General features: G+C 69.1%; 12 protein-coding genes. 7 read left to right on the forward strand and 5 right to left on the reverse strand.

The genetic code is table 11. The features are described 5' to 3' along the window. The first annotated feature begins 53 nt into the window (after positions 1–53). Both BIU91_RS01020 and glpK read left to right on the forward strand, forming a co-directional pair. Positions 54–779, forward strand: a complete 726-nt coding sequence (locus tag BIU91_RS01020) for an MIP/aquaporin family protein (RefSeq protein ID WP_084740395.1) — start codon at positions 54–56, stop codon at positions 777–779. Positions 780–863: 84 nt separating this feature from the next. Further along, the gene (gene glpK, locus BIU91_RS01025) at positions 864–2,375 is read left to right on the forward strand and encodes a glycerol kinase GlpK (RefSeq protein WP_071403832.1); all 1,512 of its coding nucleotides are present in this window, start codon (positions 864–866) and stop codon (positions 2,373–2,375) included. 729 nt (positions 2,376–3,104) lie between these two features. Here the strand turns inward: glpK and trpD are convergent. Then, the gene (gene trpD, locus BIU91_RS01030) at positions 3,105–4,160 is read right to left on the reverse strand and encodes an anthranilate phosphoribosyltransferase (RefSeq protein WP_071403833.1); all 1,056 of its coding nucleotides are present in this window, start codon (positions 4,158–4,160) and stop codon (positions 3,105–3,107) included. A 70-nt stretch (positions 4,161–4,230) separates the two neighbouring features. Between trpD and BIU91_RS01035 the strand changes: the two genes are divergently transcribed. The 5 genes from BIU91_RS01035 to BIU91_RS01055 all read left to right on the forward strand — a co-directional run bounded on the left by BIU91_RS01035 (position 4,231) and on the right by BIU91_RS01055 (position 9,613). Continuing rightward, positions 4,231–4,869 (forward strand): heme-copper oxidase subunit III, encoded by a 639-nt coding sequence (locus BIU91_RS01035; RefSeq protein WP_027465617.1) that lies wholly within the window; start codon positions 4,231–4,233, stop codon positions 4,867–4,869. A 21-nt stretch (positions 4,870–4,890) separates the two neighbouring features. Further along, on the forward strand, positions 4,891–5,700 hold the full coding sequence (locus tag BIU91_RS01040) for a cytochrome c (RefSeq protein ID WP_071403834.1): 810 nt from the start codon (positions 4,891–4,893) through the stop codon (positions 5,698–5,700). A 33-nt stretch (positions 5,701–5,733) separates the two neighbouring features. Next, positions 5,734–6,798, forward strand: a complete 1,065-nt coding sequence (locus BIU91_RS01045; RefSeq protein ID WP_027465615.1) for a Rieske (2Fe-2S) protein — start codon at positions 5,734–5,736, stop codon at positions 6,796–6,798. After that, positions 6,798–8,486, forward strand: a complete 1,689-nt coding sequence (locus BIU91_RS01050) for a ubiquinol-cytochrome c reductase cytochrome b subunit (RefSeq protein ID WP_071403835.1) — start codon at positions 6,798–6,800, stop codon at positions 8,484–8,486. Before BIU91_RS01045 ends, BIU91_RS01050 begins: the two co-directional genes overlap by 1 nt. Before the next feature lie 167 nt (positions 8,487–8,653). Further along, a complete protein-coding gene (locus BIU91_RS01055; protein ID WP_071403836.1) occupies positions 8,654–9,613 on the forward strand; it encodes a phosphodiesterase in 960 nt (319 codons plus the stop codon). 666 nt (positions 9,614–10,279) lie between these two features. Here BIU91_RS01055 and BIU91_RS01060 read toward each other — a convergent pair. From BIU91_RS01060 to BIU91_RS01075, 4 genes are read right to left on the reverse strand one after another with little or no spacing between them, the layout of a single operon-like run. After that, positions 10,280–11,833 carry a stealth conserved region 3 domain-containing protein gene (locus BIU91_RS01060; protein WP_071403837.1) on the reverse strand — a complete coding sequence of 518 codons (1,554 nt, stop codon included), beginning with the start codon at positions 11,831–11,833 and terminating at the stop codon, positions 10,280–10,282. 49 nt (positions 11,834–11,882) lie between these two features. Then, positions 11,883–12,314 carry a DUF6804 family protein gene (locus BIU91_RS01065; protein ID WP_084740398.1) on the reverse strand — a complete coding sequence of 144 codons (432 nt, stop codon included), beginning with the start codon at positions 12,312–12,314 and terminating at the stop codon, positions 11,883–11,885. Beyond that, complete coding sequence (locus BIU91_RS01070; RefSeq protein ID WP_071403838.1) at positions 12,314–12,898, reverse strand: GDSL-type esterase/lipase family protein; 585 nt, start codon at positions 12,896–12,898, stop codon at positions 12,314–12,316. The genes BIU91_RS01065 and BIU91_RS01070 overlap by 1 nt, the downstream gene beginning before the upstream one ends. Continuing rightward, positions 12,895–14,427 carry an SDR family oxidoreductase gene (locus BIU91_RS01075; protein WP_035808300.1) on the reverse strand — a complete coding sequence of 511 codons (1,533 nt, stop codon included), beginning with the start codon at positions 14,425–14,427 and terminating at the stop codon, positions 12,895–12,897. Before BIU91_RS01075 ends, BIU91_RS01070 begins: the two co-directional genes overlap by 4 nt. Between the last annotated feature and the right edge of the window lie 30 nt (positions 14,428–14,457).

Below are 14,457 nucleotides of genomic sequence, written 5' to 3' on the forward strand. Positions count from 1 at the left end.
GGGAGTGCGGCGCAGCACGGCCGGACCCCCACCTCACGCACTGGAGGTCACCGATGGACGACATCGGCGTCAAGTTCCTGTCCGAGCTCGTCGGTACGGCGATGCTCATCATCCTGGGTGGCGGCGTCGTCGCCGCCGTGTCGCTGGCGAAGTCGAAGGGCTTCGGAGCCGGGTTCCTGATGGTCACGATCGGCTGGGGCTTCGCGGTCTTCGCCGGTGTCACCGTGTCCTACAAGTCCGGCGGACAGCTCAACCCCGCGGTCAGCCTCGCGCAGGCGATCCTCGGCAACATCACCGTCGGCGAGATGTTCCTGTTCTGGCTCGCCCAGCTGATCGGCGCGATCATCGGTGCGGTCATCGTCTGGCTCGCCTACAAGCAGCACTTCGACGAGGAGCCCGACGCGGCCGCCAAGCTCGGCGTCTTCTCGACCGGCCCCGCGATCCGGTCGTACGGCTGGAACCTCGTCACGGAGATCATCGGCACCTTCGTGCTGGTCTTCGTCGTCATCGCGTTCACCAACGGGCAGACCCCGTCGGAGCTCGGTGCGATCCCCGTCGCCTTCCTCGTGATCGCGATCGGTGTCAGCCTCGGTGGCCCCACCGGCTACGCCATCAACCCGGCCCGTGACCTCGGCCCCCGCATCGCGCACGCCTTCCTGCCCATCAAGGGCAAGGGCTCGAGCGACTGGGCCTACGCCTGGGTGCCGGTCGTCGGACCGCTGATCGGTGGCGCCCTCGCCGCCGGGCTGTCCTACGCCCTGCTGCCCATCGTCAGCTGACCCACCCCCACCCCGAAGGCGTGGAACGGCCGTTCCGCACGACCGAACACGCACCCGCACCGAACACACCCGTAAGGAGCACCAATGGCCGACTACATCGTCGCCATCGACCAGGGCACGACCTCGACCCGAGCAATCGTGTTCGACCACTCCGGTTCGATCATCTCGACCGGGCAGAAGGAACACGAGCAGATCTTCCCGCGCGCCGGGTGGGTCGAGCACGACCCCGCCGAGATCTGGGACAACACCCGCGAGGTGATCGGTCAGGCACTGTCGCGTGCCGACATCACGCGCCACGACGTCGCAGCCGTCGGCATCACCAACCAGCGCGAGACGGCCGTCGTCTGGGACAAGACCACCGGCAAGCCGATCTACAACGCGATCGTCTGGCAGGACACCCGCACGCAGGCGCTCGTCGACAAGCTCGCCGACGGCGACACCGACAAGTACAAGGCCATCGTCGGTCTGCCGCTCGCGACGTACTTCGCCGGCACCAAGATCATGTGGATCCTCGAGAACGTCGAGGGTGCTCGTGAGAAGGCCGAGGCGGGCGACCTGCTGTTCGGCACCACCGACACCTGGGTCCTCTGGAACCTGACCGGTGGCATCGACGGCGGCGTCCACAAGACCGACGTCACGAACGCGTCCCGCACGCTGTTCATGGACCTCGAGACGCTGCAGTGGCGCGACGACATCCTCGCCGACTTCGGCGTGCCGAAGTCGATGCTCCCCGAGATCGTCAGCTCCTCCGAGGTCTACGGCCACGTCGAGTCCTCGAGCCTGCTGCGCGAGGTCCCGATCGCCGGCATCCTCGGCGACCAGCAGGCCGCGACCTTCGGTCAGGCCGCGTTCGACCAGGGCGAGTCGAAGAACACCTACGGCACCGGCAACTTCCTGATCTTCAACACCGGTACCGAGATCGTCCGCTCCGAGAACGGCCTGCTCACCACCGTCGGCTACAAGCTCGGCGACCAGGAGACGCACTACGCCCTCGAGGGTTCGATCGCCGTCACGGGCTCGCTCATCCAGTGGCTCCGCGACAACCTCGGTCTGATCGGCAGCGCCCCGGAGGTCGAGGCCCTGGCCAAGACCGTCGAGGACAACGGTGGCGTGTACTTCGTGCCGGCGTTCTCCGGGCTCTTCGCGCCGTACTGGCGTCCCGACGCCCGCGGTGCGATCGTCGGCCTCACCCGCTTCGTCAACAAGGGCCACATCGCGCGTGCCGCCCTCGAGGCGACGGCGCTGCAGACCCGCGAGGTCCTCGACGCGGTCAACGCCGACTCCGGTGTGGACCTGACCGAGCTCAAGGTCGACGGCGGCATGACCGCGAACAGCGAGCTCATGCAGTTCCAGGCCGACATGCTCAACGTGCCGGTCGTCCGTCCGGTCGTCGCGGAGACGACGGCGCTCGGTGCGGCCTACGCCGCTGGTCTCGCGGTCGGCTTCTGGGCCAACCTCGACGAGCTCCGTGCCAACTGGCAGGAGGACAAGCGCTGGGAGCCCCAGCTCGACGCCGCCGAGCGCGAGCGCACGCTCCGCCTGTGGAAGAAGGCCGTCACGAAGACCTTCGACTGGGTCGACGAGGACGTGCAGTAACGAAGCACGCGCACTCTGAGCGCGTGCACTGAACGCACCGACGGGAGGCCCGGTGCCGGTTCCAGGAACCGGCACCGGGCCTCCTGTGCGTTGCGTCTCCTGCGGGTCGGTCGCGGTCGGCCGGTCGGTCGGGTGGTGCGGTGGTCGGGCGGTTGCCGGCACGGCACGGTGCGGGTTTGTTGACCGGGTGCAGCGGTGACTGCCCGGTGCGCGCTCGTGGCGCAGCACCGAGCCGTCAGGCTCGCACCGGGTGACGCATCGCGCACGGTGCGGGTCGCGCGGAAGCGGCACGGGATCGCGGACCGCGCACGGTGCGGACTGGAGGCGCGGGACGGGCCCGCCACGGCCGTCCGGTCCGGCACGGGGTGGCCGGCACGGGGTGGCCGGCACGGCACGGTGCGAGCTTGTTCACCGGGTGCAGCGGTGACTGCCGGGTGCGCGCTCGTGGCGCAGCACCGAGCCGTCAGGCTCGCACCGGGTGTCGCACCGCGCACGGTGCGGCTCGCGCGGAAGCGGCACGGGATCGCGGACCGCGCACGGTGCGGACTGGAGGCGCGGGGCGGGCCCGCCACGGGCCTCCAGTCCGGCTCGGGGTTGTCGACACGGCACGGTGCGGGCTTGTTGACCGGGCGCAGCGGTGACCGCCGGGTGCGCGCTCGTGGCGCAGCACCGAGCCGTCAGGCTCGCACCGGGTGACGCACCGCGCACGGTGCACGGGGGCGGCGTGGACTACGCGGCGGGGGCTGCGCCGACCCAATCAGCCAGTTTGCGCGCACCGGCGCCGGAGTCGACCGCCTCGGCGGCGACGACCAGCTGCTCGCGGAAGCGCTGCAGGATCGGCCGGTCGGACTCGTTCGGGTCCTGTGCCAGCCGGAACGAGACGAGGCCGGCCGCGGCGTTCAGCAGGACGATGTCACGGACGGGTCCGGTCTCCCCCGCGAGCACCCGGTGGACGACGCCGGCGTTGTGCTCGGGGTCGCCGCCGAGCAGGTCCTCCGTGCGTGCCCGGGCGATGCCGAGGTCCCGCGGGTCGAGGTCGTGCTCGGTCACGCGGCCCCCGGTGACCTCCCAGATGTGGCTGTGCCCGGTGGTGGTCAGCTCGTCGAGTCCGTCGTCGCCGCGGAACACGAGGGCCGTCGCGCCGCGCGTCTGGAACACACCCGTGATGATCGGGACGAGGTCGAGCTGGGCGACCCCCACGGCGTTGGCTTCGCACCGCGCGGGGTTGACGAGCGGGCCGAGGAAGTTGAACACCGTCGGCACGCCGATCTCGCGCCGCACCGGCCCTGCGTGGGCGAAACCGGGGTGGAACGCGCTGGCGAAGGCGAAGGTCAGCCCGACACGCCGGAAGGTGTCCGCGACACGCGCGGCGTCCATCGTGAGATCGAGTCCGAGGGCGGCGAGCACGTCGCTCGACCCGGACTTCGACGAGCTGGCCTTGTTGCCGTGCTTGACGACGGGGACCCCGGCGGCGGCGATCACGATGGCCGCCATGGTCGAGATGTTCACGGTGCCGACCACGTCGCCACCGGTGCCGACGATGTCGAGCGCCATCGGATCGACGTCGAGCGGAACCGCGGCGTCCAGGATCGCGTCGCGGAACCCGACGACCTCGTCGACGGTCTCGCCCTTCGCGCGGAGCGTCACGGCGAAGGCCGCGATCTGTGCCTGGGTGGCGCGCCCGTGCACGATCTCCTCCATGGCCCATGTGGATTGCCTGATCGTCAGGTCCTCGCGCGCCATGAGCGCGCTGATCACCGCTGGCCAAGAAAGTGCGTCAGGCATGGCTCGATCGTAGTGAATTCGAGAGACCCGCCAGTCTCCTGCGAAAACACTGTCGGGGGTTTCGGCCATAATGGAGGACGTGACTAGCACCTCTCTCTCCAGATCAGCCAGCGGTCCGGCCCTCAACAGGCCGAACGCCGTGGCCGTGGGGACGATCGTGTGGCTGGGCAGCGAGGTCATGTTCTTCGCCGGCCTGTTCGCGATCTACTTCACGCTCCGCAGCACGTCCCCTGAGCTCTGGGCGACCGAGACCGCGAAGCTCGAGGTGCCCTTCGCCTCCGTGAACACGATCATCCTGGTGCTGTCCAGCTTCGCCTGCCAGTTCGCCGTGTTCGCCGCGGAGCGCTTCCAGGTGCACCGGACGAGCTGGAACCCGCGCCACTGGGGCATGACGGAGTGGTTCTTCGTCACCTACGCGATGGGTGCGATCTTCGTCTGCGGCCAGATCTTCGAGTACGCCAACCTCTGGCACGAGGGCGTGACGCTCTCCTCCAGTGCCTACGGCTCGGCGTTCTACATGACCACCGGGTTCCACGGGCTCCACGTGACCGGTGGCCTCATCGCCTTCCTGCTGACGCTCGGCCGCGGTTTCGCCGCCAAGAACTTCGGCCACAAGGAAGCGACCACCGCCATCGTCGTGTCGTACTACTGGCACTTCGTCGACGTCGTGTGGATCTTCCTCTTCGCCGTCATCTACCTTCTCAAGTAGGAACTGGACACCCCCCAGCACATGTTCAACAGAACCAAGTCCAAGAAGGGCCGCCGTTCACCGATGGCGACCGTGTCGCTCATCGTCGTGGGTCTCATGACCACCGGTGGCGCGTACGCACTGTTCAGCTCCACGGCGAACGCCGACGACAGCACGAACACCGTCGCCGCCTCGAGCCAGTCGCAGGTGAACGAGGGCGAGAAGCTCTTCGCCTCGAACTGCGCCACCTGCCACGGTCTCTCCGCGCAGGGCACGAGCGAGGGCCCGTCCCTCATCGGTGTCGGCGCCGCGTCGGTCGACTTCCAGGTCGGCACCGGCCGCATGCCGATGGCCGCTCAGGGCCCGCAGGCCGAAGAGAAGCCCGCGCAGTTCACGGACGAGCAGGTCGACGCACTCGCGCAGTACGTCGCCTCCCTCGGCCCCGGCCCGTCGGTCCCCTCCACCGAGCTCACCAACGGTGAGGACGGCGACGCCGCCGAAGGCGCCGAGCTGTTCCGCATCAACTGCGCCATGTGCCACAACGTGGCCGGCGCCGGCGGTGCGCTGACCGAGGGCAAGTACGCCCCGAACCTCGAGACGGTCTCCGGCAAGCACATCTACGAGGCCATGCTCACCGGCCCGCAGAACATGCCGGTCTTCAACGACCTGAACCTGACGCCGGAGCAGAAGGCCGACATCATCACGTACCTCAAGTACGTGCAGGACAACAAGTCCCCCGGTGGCTTCGCACTCGGCTCCCTGGGGCCGGTCGCCGAGGGTCTGTTCATCTGGATCTTCGGACTCGGCGCGGTCGTCGCGATGACCGTCTGGCTGACCGCGAAGTCCAACTGATCGTCCGTGTCGAACGACACTGAAGGGAACACCATGGCAGAGCACGACGACGAGACGCTGAACTCGTCCTCGGCTGTCGAGAAGCACGGCACGACCACCTCCCCCGGGATCGCGGTCCTCCCCGTCGACCCGTTCGAGAACCCGGGCGAGCCGCCGCACCGCCCGCGTCGCACCGACGTCGACCCGAAGAAGCAGCGTCTGGCCGAGCGCCAGGTCGCCGCGTACTTCTACCTGTCGATCGTCGGCAGCGTCCTGTCGATCGCGGCGTACGTCGCCTTCCCGATCGACCCGAGCGACTTCGGGACGGTCCGCACCGCGAACCTCTTCCTGGGCCTGTCGATCGCCCTCGCGCTCCTCGCCCTCGGCCTCGGCGCCGTCTACTGGTCGAAGTCCCTGGTCGTCGACCGTGAGATCACCGAGCTCCGCCACGGCACCCGCGGCACCGACGCGACCCGCGCCAAGGCGGTCGAGGCGTTCCAGCTCGCCGACAAGGAGTCGGGCTTCAGCCGTCGCAAGCTGATCCGCAACTCGATGATCGGTGCCCTGGCCGCGTTCCCGCTCCCCGGCATCGTCCTGGTCCGTGACCTCGCTCCGGCCGAGGACCCCAACGAGCTGCTCCGCCACACCTTCTGGAAGCAGGGCCTGCGCCTGACGAAGGACCCGACGGGTCTGCCGATCAAGGCCTCCGACGTCACCATCGGTTCGGTGTTCCACGTCATCCCCGAGGGCATGCTCGAGTCCGAGCACATGCTGGAGGAGAAGGCCAAGGCCTCCGTCCTCCTCATGCGTCTCGACCCGAAGGACCTCAACCCGTCCAAGGGCCACGAGAACTGGGGCTACGACGGCATCGTCGCGTACTCCAAGATCTGCACCCACGTCGGTTGCCCCGTCGCGCTCTACGAACAGCAGACGCACCACCTGCTGTGCCCGTGCCACCAGTCCACCTTCGATGTCTCGAACAACTGCGAGGTCATCTTCGGTCCGGCAGCACGCCCCCTCCCCCAACTTCCGATCGCGATCGACGACGACGGCTACCTGGTTGCCCAGAGCGACTTCCACGAGCCGGTCGGACCGTCCTTCTGGGAGCGTGAACGCTGATGACCAGCACCACCACCACCGCACCGAACACGTCGACGAACAAGCCGGCGCCGGAGCGCGGATCCCGCATCATCGGCGGGGTCGCCAACTACATCGACGAGCGCACCAGCATCTCGGGCCTCGTCAAGGAAGTCGGCCGCAAGATCTTCCCGGACCACTGGAGCTTCATGCTCGGCGAGGTGGCGCTGTACAGCTTCGTCGTCGTGCTGCTCTCCGGGACCTTCCTGACGTTCTTCTTCCAGGCGTCCATGACCGAGGTCGTCTACAACGGCTCGTACGTCCCGCTCAAGGGCGTGGCGATGTCGACGGCCCTGCAGTCCACGCTCGACATCTCGTTCGACATCCGCGGCGGGCTCTTCGTCCGCCAGGTCCACCACTGGGCAGCCCTGCTGTTCGTGGCGTCGATCATGCTGCACATGGCCCGCGTGTTCTTCACCGGCGCCTTCCGCAAGCCACGTGAGCTCAACTGGGTCTTCGGCTTCCTGCTCTGGGTCCTCGCCATGGCTGAGGGCTTCACCGGCTACTCGCTCCCCGACGACCTGCTCTCCGGAAACGGTCTGCGGATCATCGTCGGCATGATCGAGGGTGTCCCGGTGATCGGCGTCTGGATCGCCTACCTGCTGTTCGGTGGCGAGTTCCCGGGGACCGACATCGTCGGCCGCCTGTACACGCTGCACATCCTGCTGCTGCCGGCGATCCTCGTCGCGGTGCTCGGTGTCCACCTCGTGCTCGTCGTGATCAACAAGCACACGCAGTTCGCCGGTCCGGGCAAGACCAACGAGAACGTCGTCGGTGTCCCGATCCTCCCGGCGTTCGCCGCGAAGGCCGGTGGGTTCTTCTTCATCGTCGCGGGCATCCTGGCCCTCATCGCGTCGCTGTTCACGATCAACCCGATCTGGAACTACGGCCCGTACGACCCCTCCCCGGTGTCCGCCGGTACCCAGCCCGACTGGTACATCGGCTTCGCCGACGGTGCGCTCCGACTGGTCCCGCCGCACTGGGAGGTCGTGTGGTTCGGCTACACGGTGTCGTTCAACATCCTGGCGCCGATCGCGGTCCTGGTGCTGCTCATCCTGGCGATCCTGCTCTACCCCTTCATCGAGGCGTGGGTCACGGGCGACAAGCGTGAGCACCACATCCTCGACCGCCCGCGCAACGCGCCGACGCGCACGGCGTTCGGTGCCGCTGGCATCACGCTCTACGCCAGCCTGTGGGCAGCAGCCTCGTCGGACATCATCGCGACGCACTTCCTGGTGTCGATCGAACACGTGATCCACGTGATCCAGGCAACGACGGTCCTCGGTCCGTTCATCGCCTTCTGGATCACGAAGCGTGTCTGCCTCGCCCTCCAGAAGAAGGACCGCGAGATCGTCCTGCACGGCTACGAGTCGGGCCGCATCGTCCGACTCCCCCACGGCGAGTACATCGAGGTGCACGAGCAGCTCGACGAGTACGAGCGGTGGAAGCTCCTGCAGTTCAACGAGTACAAGCCGCTGATGATCCGCCCGAACGCCAAGGGCAAGATCACGGGTCTGCAGAAGGTCCGCGCCGGCGTCTCCCGCTTCTTCTTCGAAGACCGCATCGAGCCGGTCTCGAAGGCAGAACTCGAGGCAGCACACGCCGCGCACCACGGCCCGAACCTCGAGGGTGGCCACCAGGCTCCCCAGGTCGGCCCCGGCGATCACTGATCGGTAGCGCACGAAGCAACCCCCGTCACGAAGTGGCGGGGGTTTCTTCGTCCACACCGCGAAACGCCGCCCCCAGTTCACGGCTGGTTCACTCTCGCGTGCTGGACTCGTCCAGGACGGTGTGGCAACGTGTTGCACCACGCATCCGCCAACGGAATGAGACCCCGATGGACAGCCGGACGGCCGAACACCCCAGGCCGAACCACTTCCTCCTCCACCTCAGCGACACGCACCTCGTCTCCGGGGACCGCAACCTGTACGGCGCTGTCGACTCCGCCGCTCGGCTCACGCAGATCGTCGCGGACATCGAAGCCTCGGGCACGCGTCCCGAAGCGATCGTCGTCACCGGCGACGTGGCCGACAAGGGCGAGCCGGGAGCGTACGCCCGCGTCCGCGAGATCCTCGAACCGGCCGCGCAGCGCATCGGTGCACAGGTCATCTGGGCCATGGGCAACCACGACGAGCGCGGTGCCTTCCGCCAGGAGCTCTTCGGCCTGCAGCCCACCGACCGCCCGGTCGACTTCGTCTACGACGTCAACGGTCTCCGCGTGATCACCCTGGACACGAGCGTGCCGGGTCACCACCACGGTGAGGTCTCCCCCGAGCAGCTCGACTGGCTCGCCGAGGTCCTGTCCGAGGCCGCGCCGCACGGCACCATCCTCGCGATGCACCACCCGCCGGTGCCGAGTGTCCAGGACCTCACCGTCCTCGTCGAGCTCCGCGACCAGCAGGCCCTGGCCGAGGTCGTCGAGGGCAGTGACGTCCTCGCCATCATCGCCGGGCACCTGCACTACTCCACCAGTGCGGTGTTCGCCGGCATCCCGGTTTCCGTCGCCAGCGCCACCTGCTACACCCAGGACCTCACGGAGTTCCAGGGCGGCACCCGCGGACGAGACGGTGCGCAGTCGTTCAACCTCGTGCACGTCTACGGCCACAACGTCGTGCACTCGGTCGTGCCGATCGGGCACTACGCCACCGTCGGGCAGCCCGTCTCCGCGCTCGAGACCGAGGCGAAGCTCGCGGCGCACGGCGTGACGATCCCCGCGGCCGTCGAGCCGGCACCGGTGACCTCGAGCATCCCGGTGTTCACGCTCGACTCGGTGCCTGTCTCCCCCATCCACCGGTAGCCCCGCGCACTTCGGGTGCAGAAGAGGTCGGGTCCGCCATGCGGACCCGACCTCTTCTGCTCACCGAGTGCGGGCGCGGACGGTCACGACTCCCCGTCAGTGCGCGGCGAGTGGTCACGTTCCGTCGTCCGGCGGCTCGGCAATCAACAGTTCGTGACCGCTCGGCGGGCAGTCAACGGGGTGTCGTGACCGCGCGGCGTCGTGCGCGTCCGGACGGCAGGCCCGACGGTCGGCCCGACGGCCGGGAGGCGCGTGGCGGGGTCGACTTGCGCCTCCCGGCCCGCGGGGTGGTCGCGACTCACCGCGGGTGCTGCGTCGCGTGGTCATGTTCCGTCGGCTGTGGGCGGCGCAGGCGACGGGCTGTGACCGCTCGGCGTAGGGGTGGCGGGGTGTCGTGACCGGTGGAGCGTGTGGGTGCGCCGGAACCACTTGGCTGGGCTCCGGCGCCGGGCTCGCAGGCTCGCCCGGAGCGCCCCAGCAGGCCGCTGGCGCGTCCTGAGCGCTGGGACGCTCCCAGCAGGCCGCTGGCGCGTCCTAGACGCCCCGTGGGACCGGGCTCGCAGGCTCGCCCGGAGCGCCCCAGCAGGCCGCTGGCGCGTCCTGGACGCCCCGTGGGACCGGGCTCGCAGGCTCGCCCGGAGCGCCCCAGCAGGCCGCTGGCGCGTCCTAAGCGCTGGGGCGCTCCCACGGCGCAGGGAACGGGAAGTAGCGCTCCAGGAAGCCCGTGACGCGCTGCGTGCGCTCTTCGTCGCTGACCTCGGGGAAGCTGCCGTCGTTGAGGCAGAAGAAGTCCACGTTCCGCTTCTTCAGCAGCTCGTCGAGGGCCTTGAGTCCGGAGACCATGGTCGTGTCGATGTACCCGACGGCCGCGTTCTCCTGGATGATCGCCCGACCGGTGAGCAGCGAGTAGTAGTGGTACAGCGAGTTCGTCACCGAGATGTTGTCGGCGGCGCGGAAGCGTGAGGCCGCAGTGGCCGCGAACTCGTCGGCGAACTCGTGCTCCATCTCCGTCATGATCGAGGCGCGCAGGGGCGTCGGGGCGTGCTCGAGGTGCCGGGTCGTCACCGCACCGAAGCGCTGCTGCAGCAGGCGACGGTTCACGCGGGCGGAGTTCTCGAAACCGCTGCGTGCCGGGTTGTTGGAGCCCAGGCCGATCCGGGTCGACGCGAGGATGAACTTCGTGACCGATCCGGGGCTGTAGAACACCGAGGGGTCGACGAGGCGCCCGAAGAACATGTCGTCGTTCGAGTAGATGAAGTGCTCGCTGATGCCCGGGATGTGGTGCAGCTGCGACTCGACGGCCTGCGAGTTGTGCGTCGGCAGCACGGAGGGGTCTGCGAAGAACTCCTCGCTGCGGACGATCCGGACCTTCGGGTGCTCGGCGAGCCAGTGCGGCGCCGGGGAGTCCGTCGCGATGTAGATCTGGCGGATCCACGGCGCGAAGGTGTGCACCGATCGGAGCGCGTACTTCAGCTCGTCGATCTGGCGGAACCGGGCCGGCGCGTCGTCGCCCTCGCCCAGGACGGCGTTCGACTGTGCGGCCTGGCGGGCGCGCTGGTACTCGATGGCGTTGCCGTCGACCCACGAGAAGACGATGTCGATCGGGAACCGGATGTCCGAGACGTGGTCGTCGAACATGTGCTCGACGGTGCGCCAGGTGCGGCCGTAGCGTTCGATGTCGACGAGGACGAACTCGTCGATCGGCAGGCTGCGACGCATCAGGGCGTTCTCGACGGGTGCGAGGACCTCGATGTCGGTGACGCGCCAGAACTCGAGCTGGACGCTCGTCTCGGCGCCGTAGCGCAGGCGTCCGAGCGGCTCGAGCCTCGGGCGGAACACGCGGAGCACTGGTTCTTCGACGGAGCCGAGTCCGTCGTCCTGCACGAGCACGGCCGGCTTGCCCGGGGGCTTCGCGTAGAAGGGCTCGTTGACGGCCGCGGACATCACGGCGCTCTCGGCGCGCTGACGGTCGCGCTCGTCGAGGGCGATCACCGGGCGCTGGTCGTTGCCGCGGATGAGCAGGTGGTCGACGTCAGCCGCGGTGAGCGCGTCGTCGAGGAACAGCAGGTCCTCGATCATCGACTGCTGCGGCGTGAGGTGTCCGTTGATCAGGGTCAGTCGCCCCTTGCGGACGACGACGTCGGATCGGTCGAGACCGCCGGAGGACGGTCGAGGGTTCAGCAGAGGACTCTCGGTCACCGGCTCGGTCTCGTCGTTCATCCATGCCCTTCGGGTCGTGCGGTCGGGTCCTGTACCCGACCTGCCGATCCTACCGTCCGTCCGACTCGCGGGGCACCTTGACCACGATGCCCACCACGATGAACAGCGCGGCGGCCACCAGCTGCAGTGCCGCCCACACCTGCCCGGGGATGGGCACCGTGACGAGCGGGTTCCAGCACACGGCGACGGCGGCCATGAGCAGGGCGGCCCACCAGACCTTCCCACGCACGCTGAAGACGAGCACGATCAACGCGAGCACCGTCACGCCCCAGCGGGCGAAGACGAAGCCCGACGAGTCGACGATGGCGACGCAGGCCAGCAGCACGATCGCCGCGATCATCGACGGCGCCAGCGCGGGGCGGGTGAAGGGCGGCGTGGCACGGGCACCGTTGACGGGTGCGGCGGCTGCCGGTCGCGGGGACCCTGCGGGCACGCCGTGCTGGGACGACCCCACCGGGGGCCGCCCCTTGCGTGCGGCCATCAGTCCGCGGAGCCGTCGAGGTCGATCGCCTGGATCGACCGCGACATCGGCGGCAGGTCGCGGACGCGCTCGAGCGCCGGCACCAGTTCACCGACCAGCGCGCGGTAGCCGTCCTCGGTCAGGTGCAGGCCGTCCTCGGTGAAGCGGGCGTCCAGGTGGTCGCCGTCGGCCAGGGCGGGCCAGGCGTCGAGGTACTGCGCGTGGCACGTGGCGACGAACTGGCGGAGGTGCCGGTTGGCCTGCTCGATCTTCGTGGCGTACTCGGCCTGCCGGGGCAGGATCGACACGAGCAGCAGGCGCACGCCCGGCAGCTCGCGGCGGAGCGTGACCAGGATGGTCTCGACGTTGCGGACCACGTGCTCGGCGCTGGCGCGGTGGTTGCCGAAGTCGTTCGTGCCGATGAGCAGCACGATCACCTCGGGCTGTTCAGCGACGACGGCGTCGAGGCGCGTCAGCACGCCGTCGGTCGTGTCGCCACCGATGCCCTGGTTCAGCGTGTGCTCGTCGGGGAGCCAGGTGTCCCAGTCGCCCTGTTCGGTGATGCTGTCCCCCAGGAAGAGGACGGGGCTGCGGTCGTCGGTCATGCTGCCTCCTCGTGCGCCGGCTCGGGGGTCTCGGTCTGCTGCGTCCGGTTGCGCTGCGTGGACCCGGTGTGGTCGGACTCCCGCTCGGCGGCGGCGGTGATGCGCTCGACCATACCGGGGAAGATGATGCCGTGGAACGGCAGGATGCCGTACCAGTACAGCCGCCCGGCCAGCCCCTGCGGGAAGTAGATGGCCCGCTGGTGGTAGTCGCTGCCGCCGTCGGGGTTCGGTGTGACGGTCATCTCGAGCCAGGCACGACCGGGCGACTTGAACTCGGCTCGGAGTCGCAGGTACCGGCCGCGCTCGAGTCGTTCGACGCGCCACCAGTCGAGCGCGTCGCCCTGCTCCAGGCGCTGCTGGTCACGCCGGCCGCGGTTCAGGCCGACACCGCCCGCGATCTTGTCCATCCAGCCGCGGGCGACCCAGGCGAGGGGGAACGAGTACCAGCCGTTGTCGCCGCCGATCGACTCGACGACGCGCCAGACGTCCTCGGCGGAGGCACTGGAGTGCCGCTTCCGGTCGTCGACGTAGACCGTGTGCCCGGCCCAGTCGGGGTCGTTCGGCATCGGGTCGGCCGAGGCGCTCGAGAGCGTCGCGCTGCGCCAGCTCGTCTGAACCTGACCGCTGCGCATTTTGTTCAGCGCGAGGCGGACGGCCCGACGGTACGAGGTGAGCCCGCCCTCGGGCTGCGGCACGACGTCGTCGATGTCGTGCTCGCGCTGCACGCACTCGAACTGCAGCGACTCGATGATCGGGGTCGCGAGCTTGCGCGGGATCGGGGTGACGGCGTTGAACCAGTGCGCGGCGAGGCGCGGGGTGAGCACCGGCAGGACCGTGATCGGGCGCTGGGGCAGCTTCGCCTCGACCGCGTAGCCGTTCAGCATCTGGCCGTACCGCAGGACGTCGGGGCCGCCGATGTCGAAGGTGCGGTTGACGTCGGCGGGGACGTCGAGCGCGGCCACCAGGTAGTACAGGACGTCGCGGACCGCGATCGGCTGGATGTGGTTGCGGACCCAGCGCGGCGCGGGCATCCACGGCAGGACGTCGGTCAGGTGCCGGATCATCTCGAACGAGGTGCTGCCCGAGCCGATCACGACCCCGGCCTGGTACGCCACCGTCGGCACGCCCGAGCCGAGGAGGATCTCCCCCACCTCCTTGCGGCTGCGGAGGTGCTTGGACAGCTCGCCGTCGGGGTGCAGCCCGCCCAGGTAGACGAACCGGCTGACGCCGGCCGCCTTCGCCTCGCGTGCCATGGTCTCCGCTGCTTCGCGCTCCGCCGACTCGAAGTCGCCGTCGGCGCCCATCGCGTGGGCGAGGTAGTAGACCGCCTCGATCCCGTCGACGGCGGCGCGCACCGCCTCGGCGTCCTGGAGGTCGCCCTCCGCGACGTCGACCTCACTGCTCCACGGGACGTCCTGGAGCTTCCGGGGGTTGCGCACGAACACACGGACGGAGTGGCCGGCTTCGAGGAGACGAGGGACGAGACGACCACCGATGTACCCGGTGGCGCCGGTGACGAGGACCTGCATGCCCTGCACGCTACGCGGCACGCCTGACGG

Origin of the sequence: Curtobacterium sp. MMLR14_002 (genome assembly GCF_001864975.1) — a bacterium.
GTDB classification, from domain to species: Bacteria; Actinomycetota; Actinomycetes; order Actinomycetales; family Microbacteriaceae; genus Curtobacterium; species Curtobacterium flaccumfaciens.

Bases quoted from the DNA above. Each gene is read 5' to 3' on its own strand.
- BIU91_RS01020 (WP_084740395.1), top strand. From the start codon at position 54: ATGGACGACATCGGCGTCAAGTTCCTGTCCGAGCTCGTCGGTACGGCG.
- glpK (WP_071403832.1), top strand. From the start codon at position 864: ATGGCCGACTACATCGTCGCCATCGACCAGGGCACGACCTCGACCCGA.
- trpD (WP_071403833.1), bottom strand. From the start codon at position 4,160: ATGCCTGACGCACTTTCTTGGCCAGCGGTGATCAGCGCGCTCATGGCG.
- BIU91_RS01035 (WP_027465617.1), top strand. From the start codon at position 4,231: ATGGAGGACGTGACTAGCACCTCTCTCTCCAGATCAGCCAGCGGTCCG.
- BIU91_RS01040 (WP_071403834.1), top strand. From the start codon at position 4,891: ATGTTCAACAGAACCAAGTCCAAGAAGGGCCGCCGTTCACCGATGGCG.
- BIU91_RS01045 (WP_027465615.1), top strand. From the start codon at position 5,734: ATGGCAGAGCACGACGACGAGACGCTGAACTCGTCCTCGGCTGTCGAG.
- BIU91_RS01050 (WP_071403835.1), top strand. From the start codon at position 6,798: ATGACCAGCACCACCACCACCGCACCGAACACGTCGACGAACAAGCCG.
- BIU91_RS01055 (WP_071403836.1), top strand. From the start codon at position 8,654: ATGGACAGCCGGACGGCCGAACACCCCAGGCCGAACCACTTCCTCCTC.
- BIU91_RS01060 (WP_071403837.1), bottom strand. From the start codon at position 11,833: ATGAACGACGAGACCGAGCCGGTGACCGAGAGTCCTCTGCTGAACCCT.
- BIU91_RS01065 (WP_084740398.1), bottom strand. From the start codon at position 12,314: ATGGCCGCACGCAAGGGGCGGCCCCCGGTGGGGTCGTCCCAGCACGGC.
- BIU91_RS01070 (WP_071403838.1), bottom strand. From the start codon at position 12,898: ATGACCGACGACCGCAGCCCCGTCCTCTTCCTGGGGGACAGCATCACC.
- BIU91_RS01075 (WP_035808300.1), bottom strand. From the start codon at position 14,427: ATGCAGGTCCTCGTCACCGGCGCCACCGGGTACATCGGTGGTCGTCTC.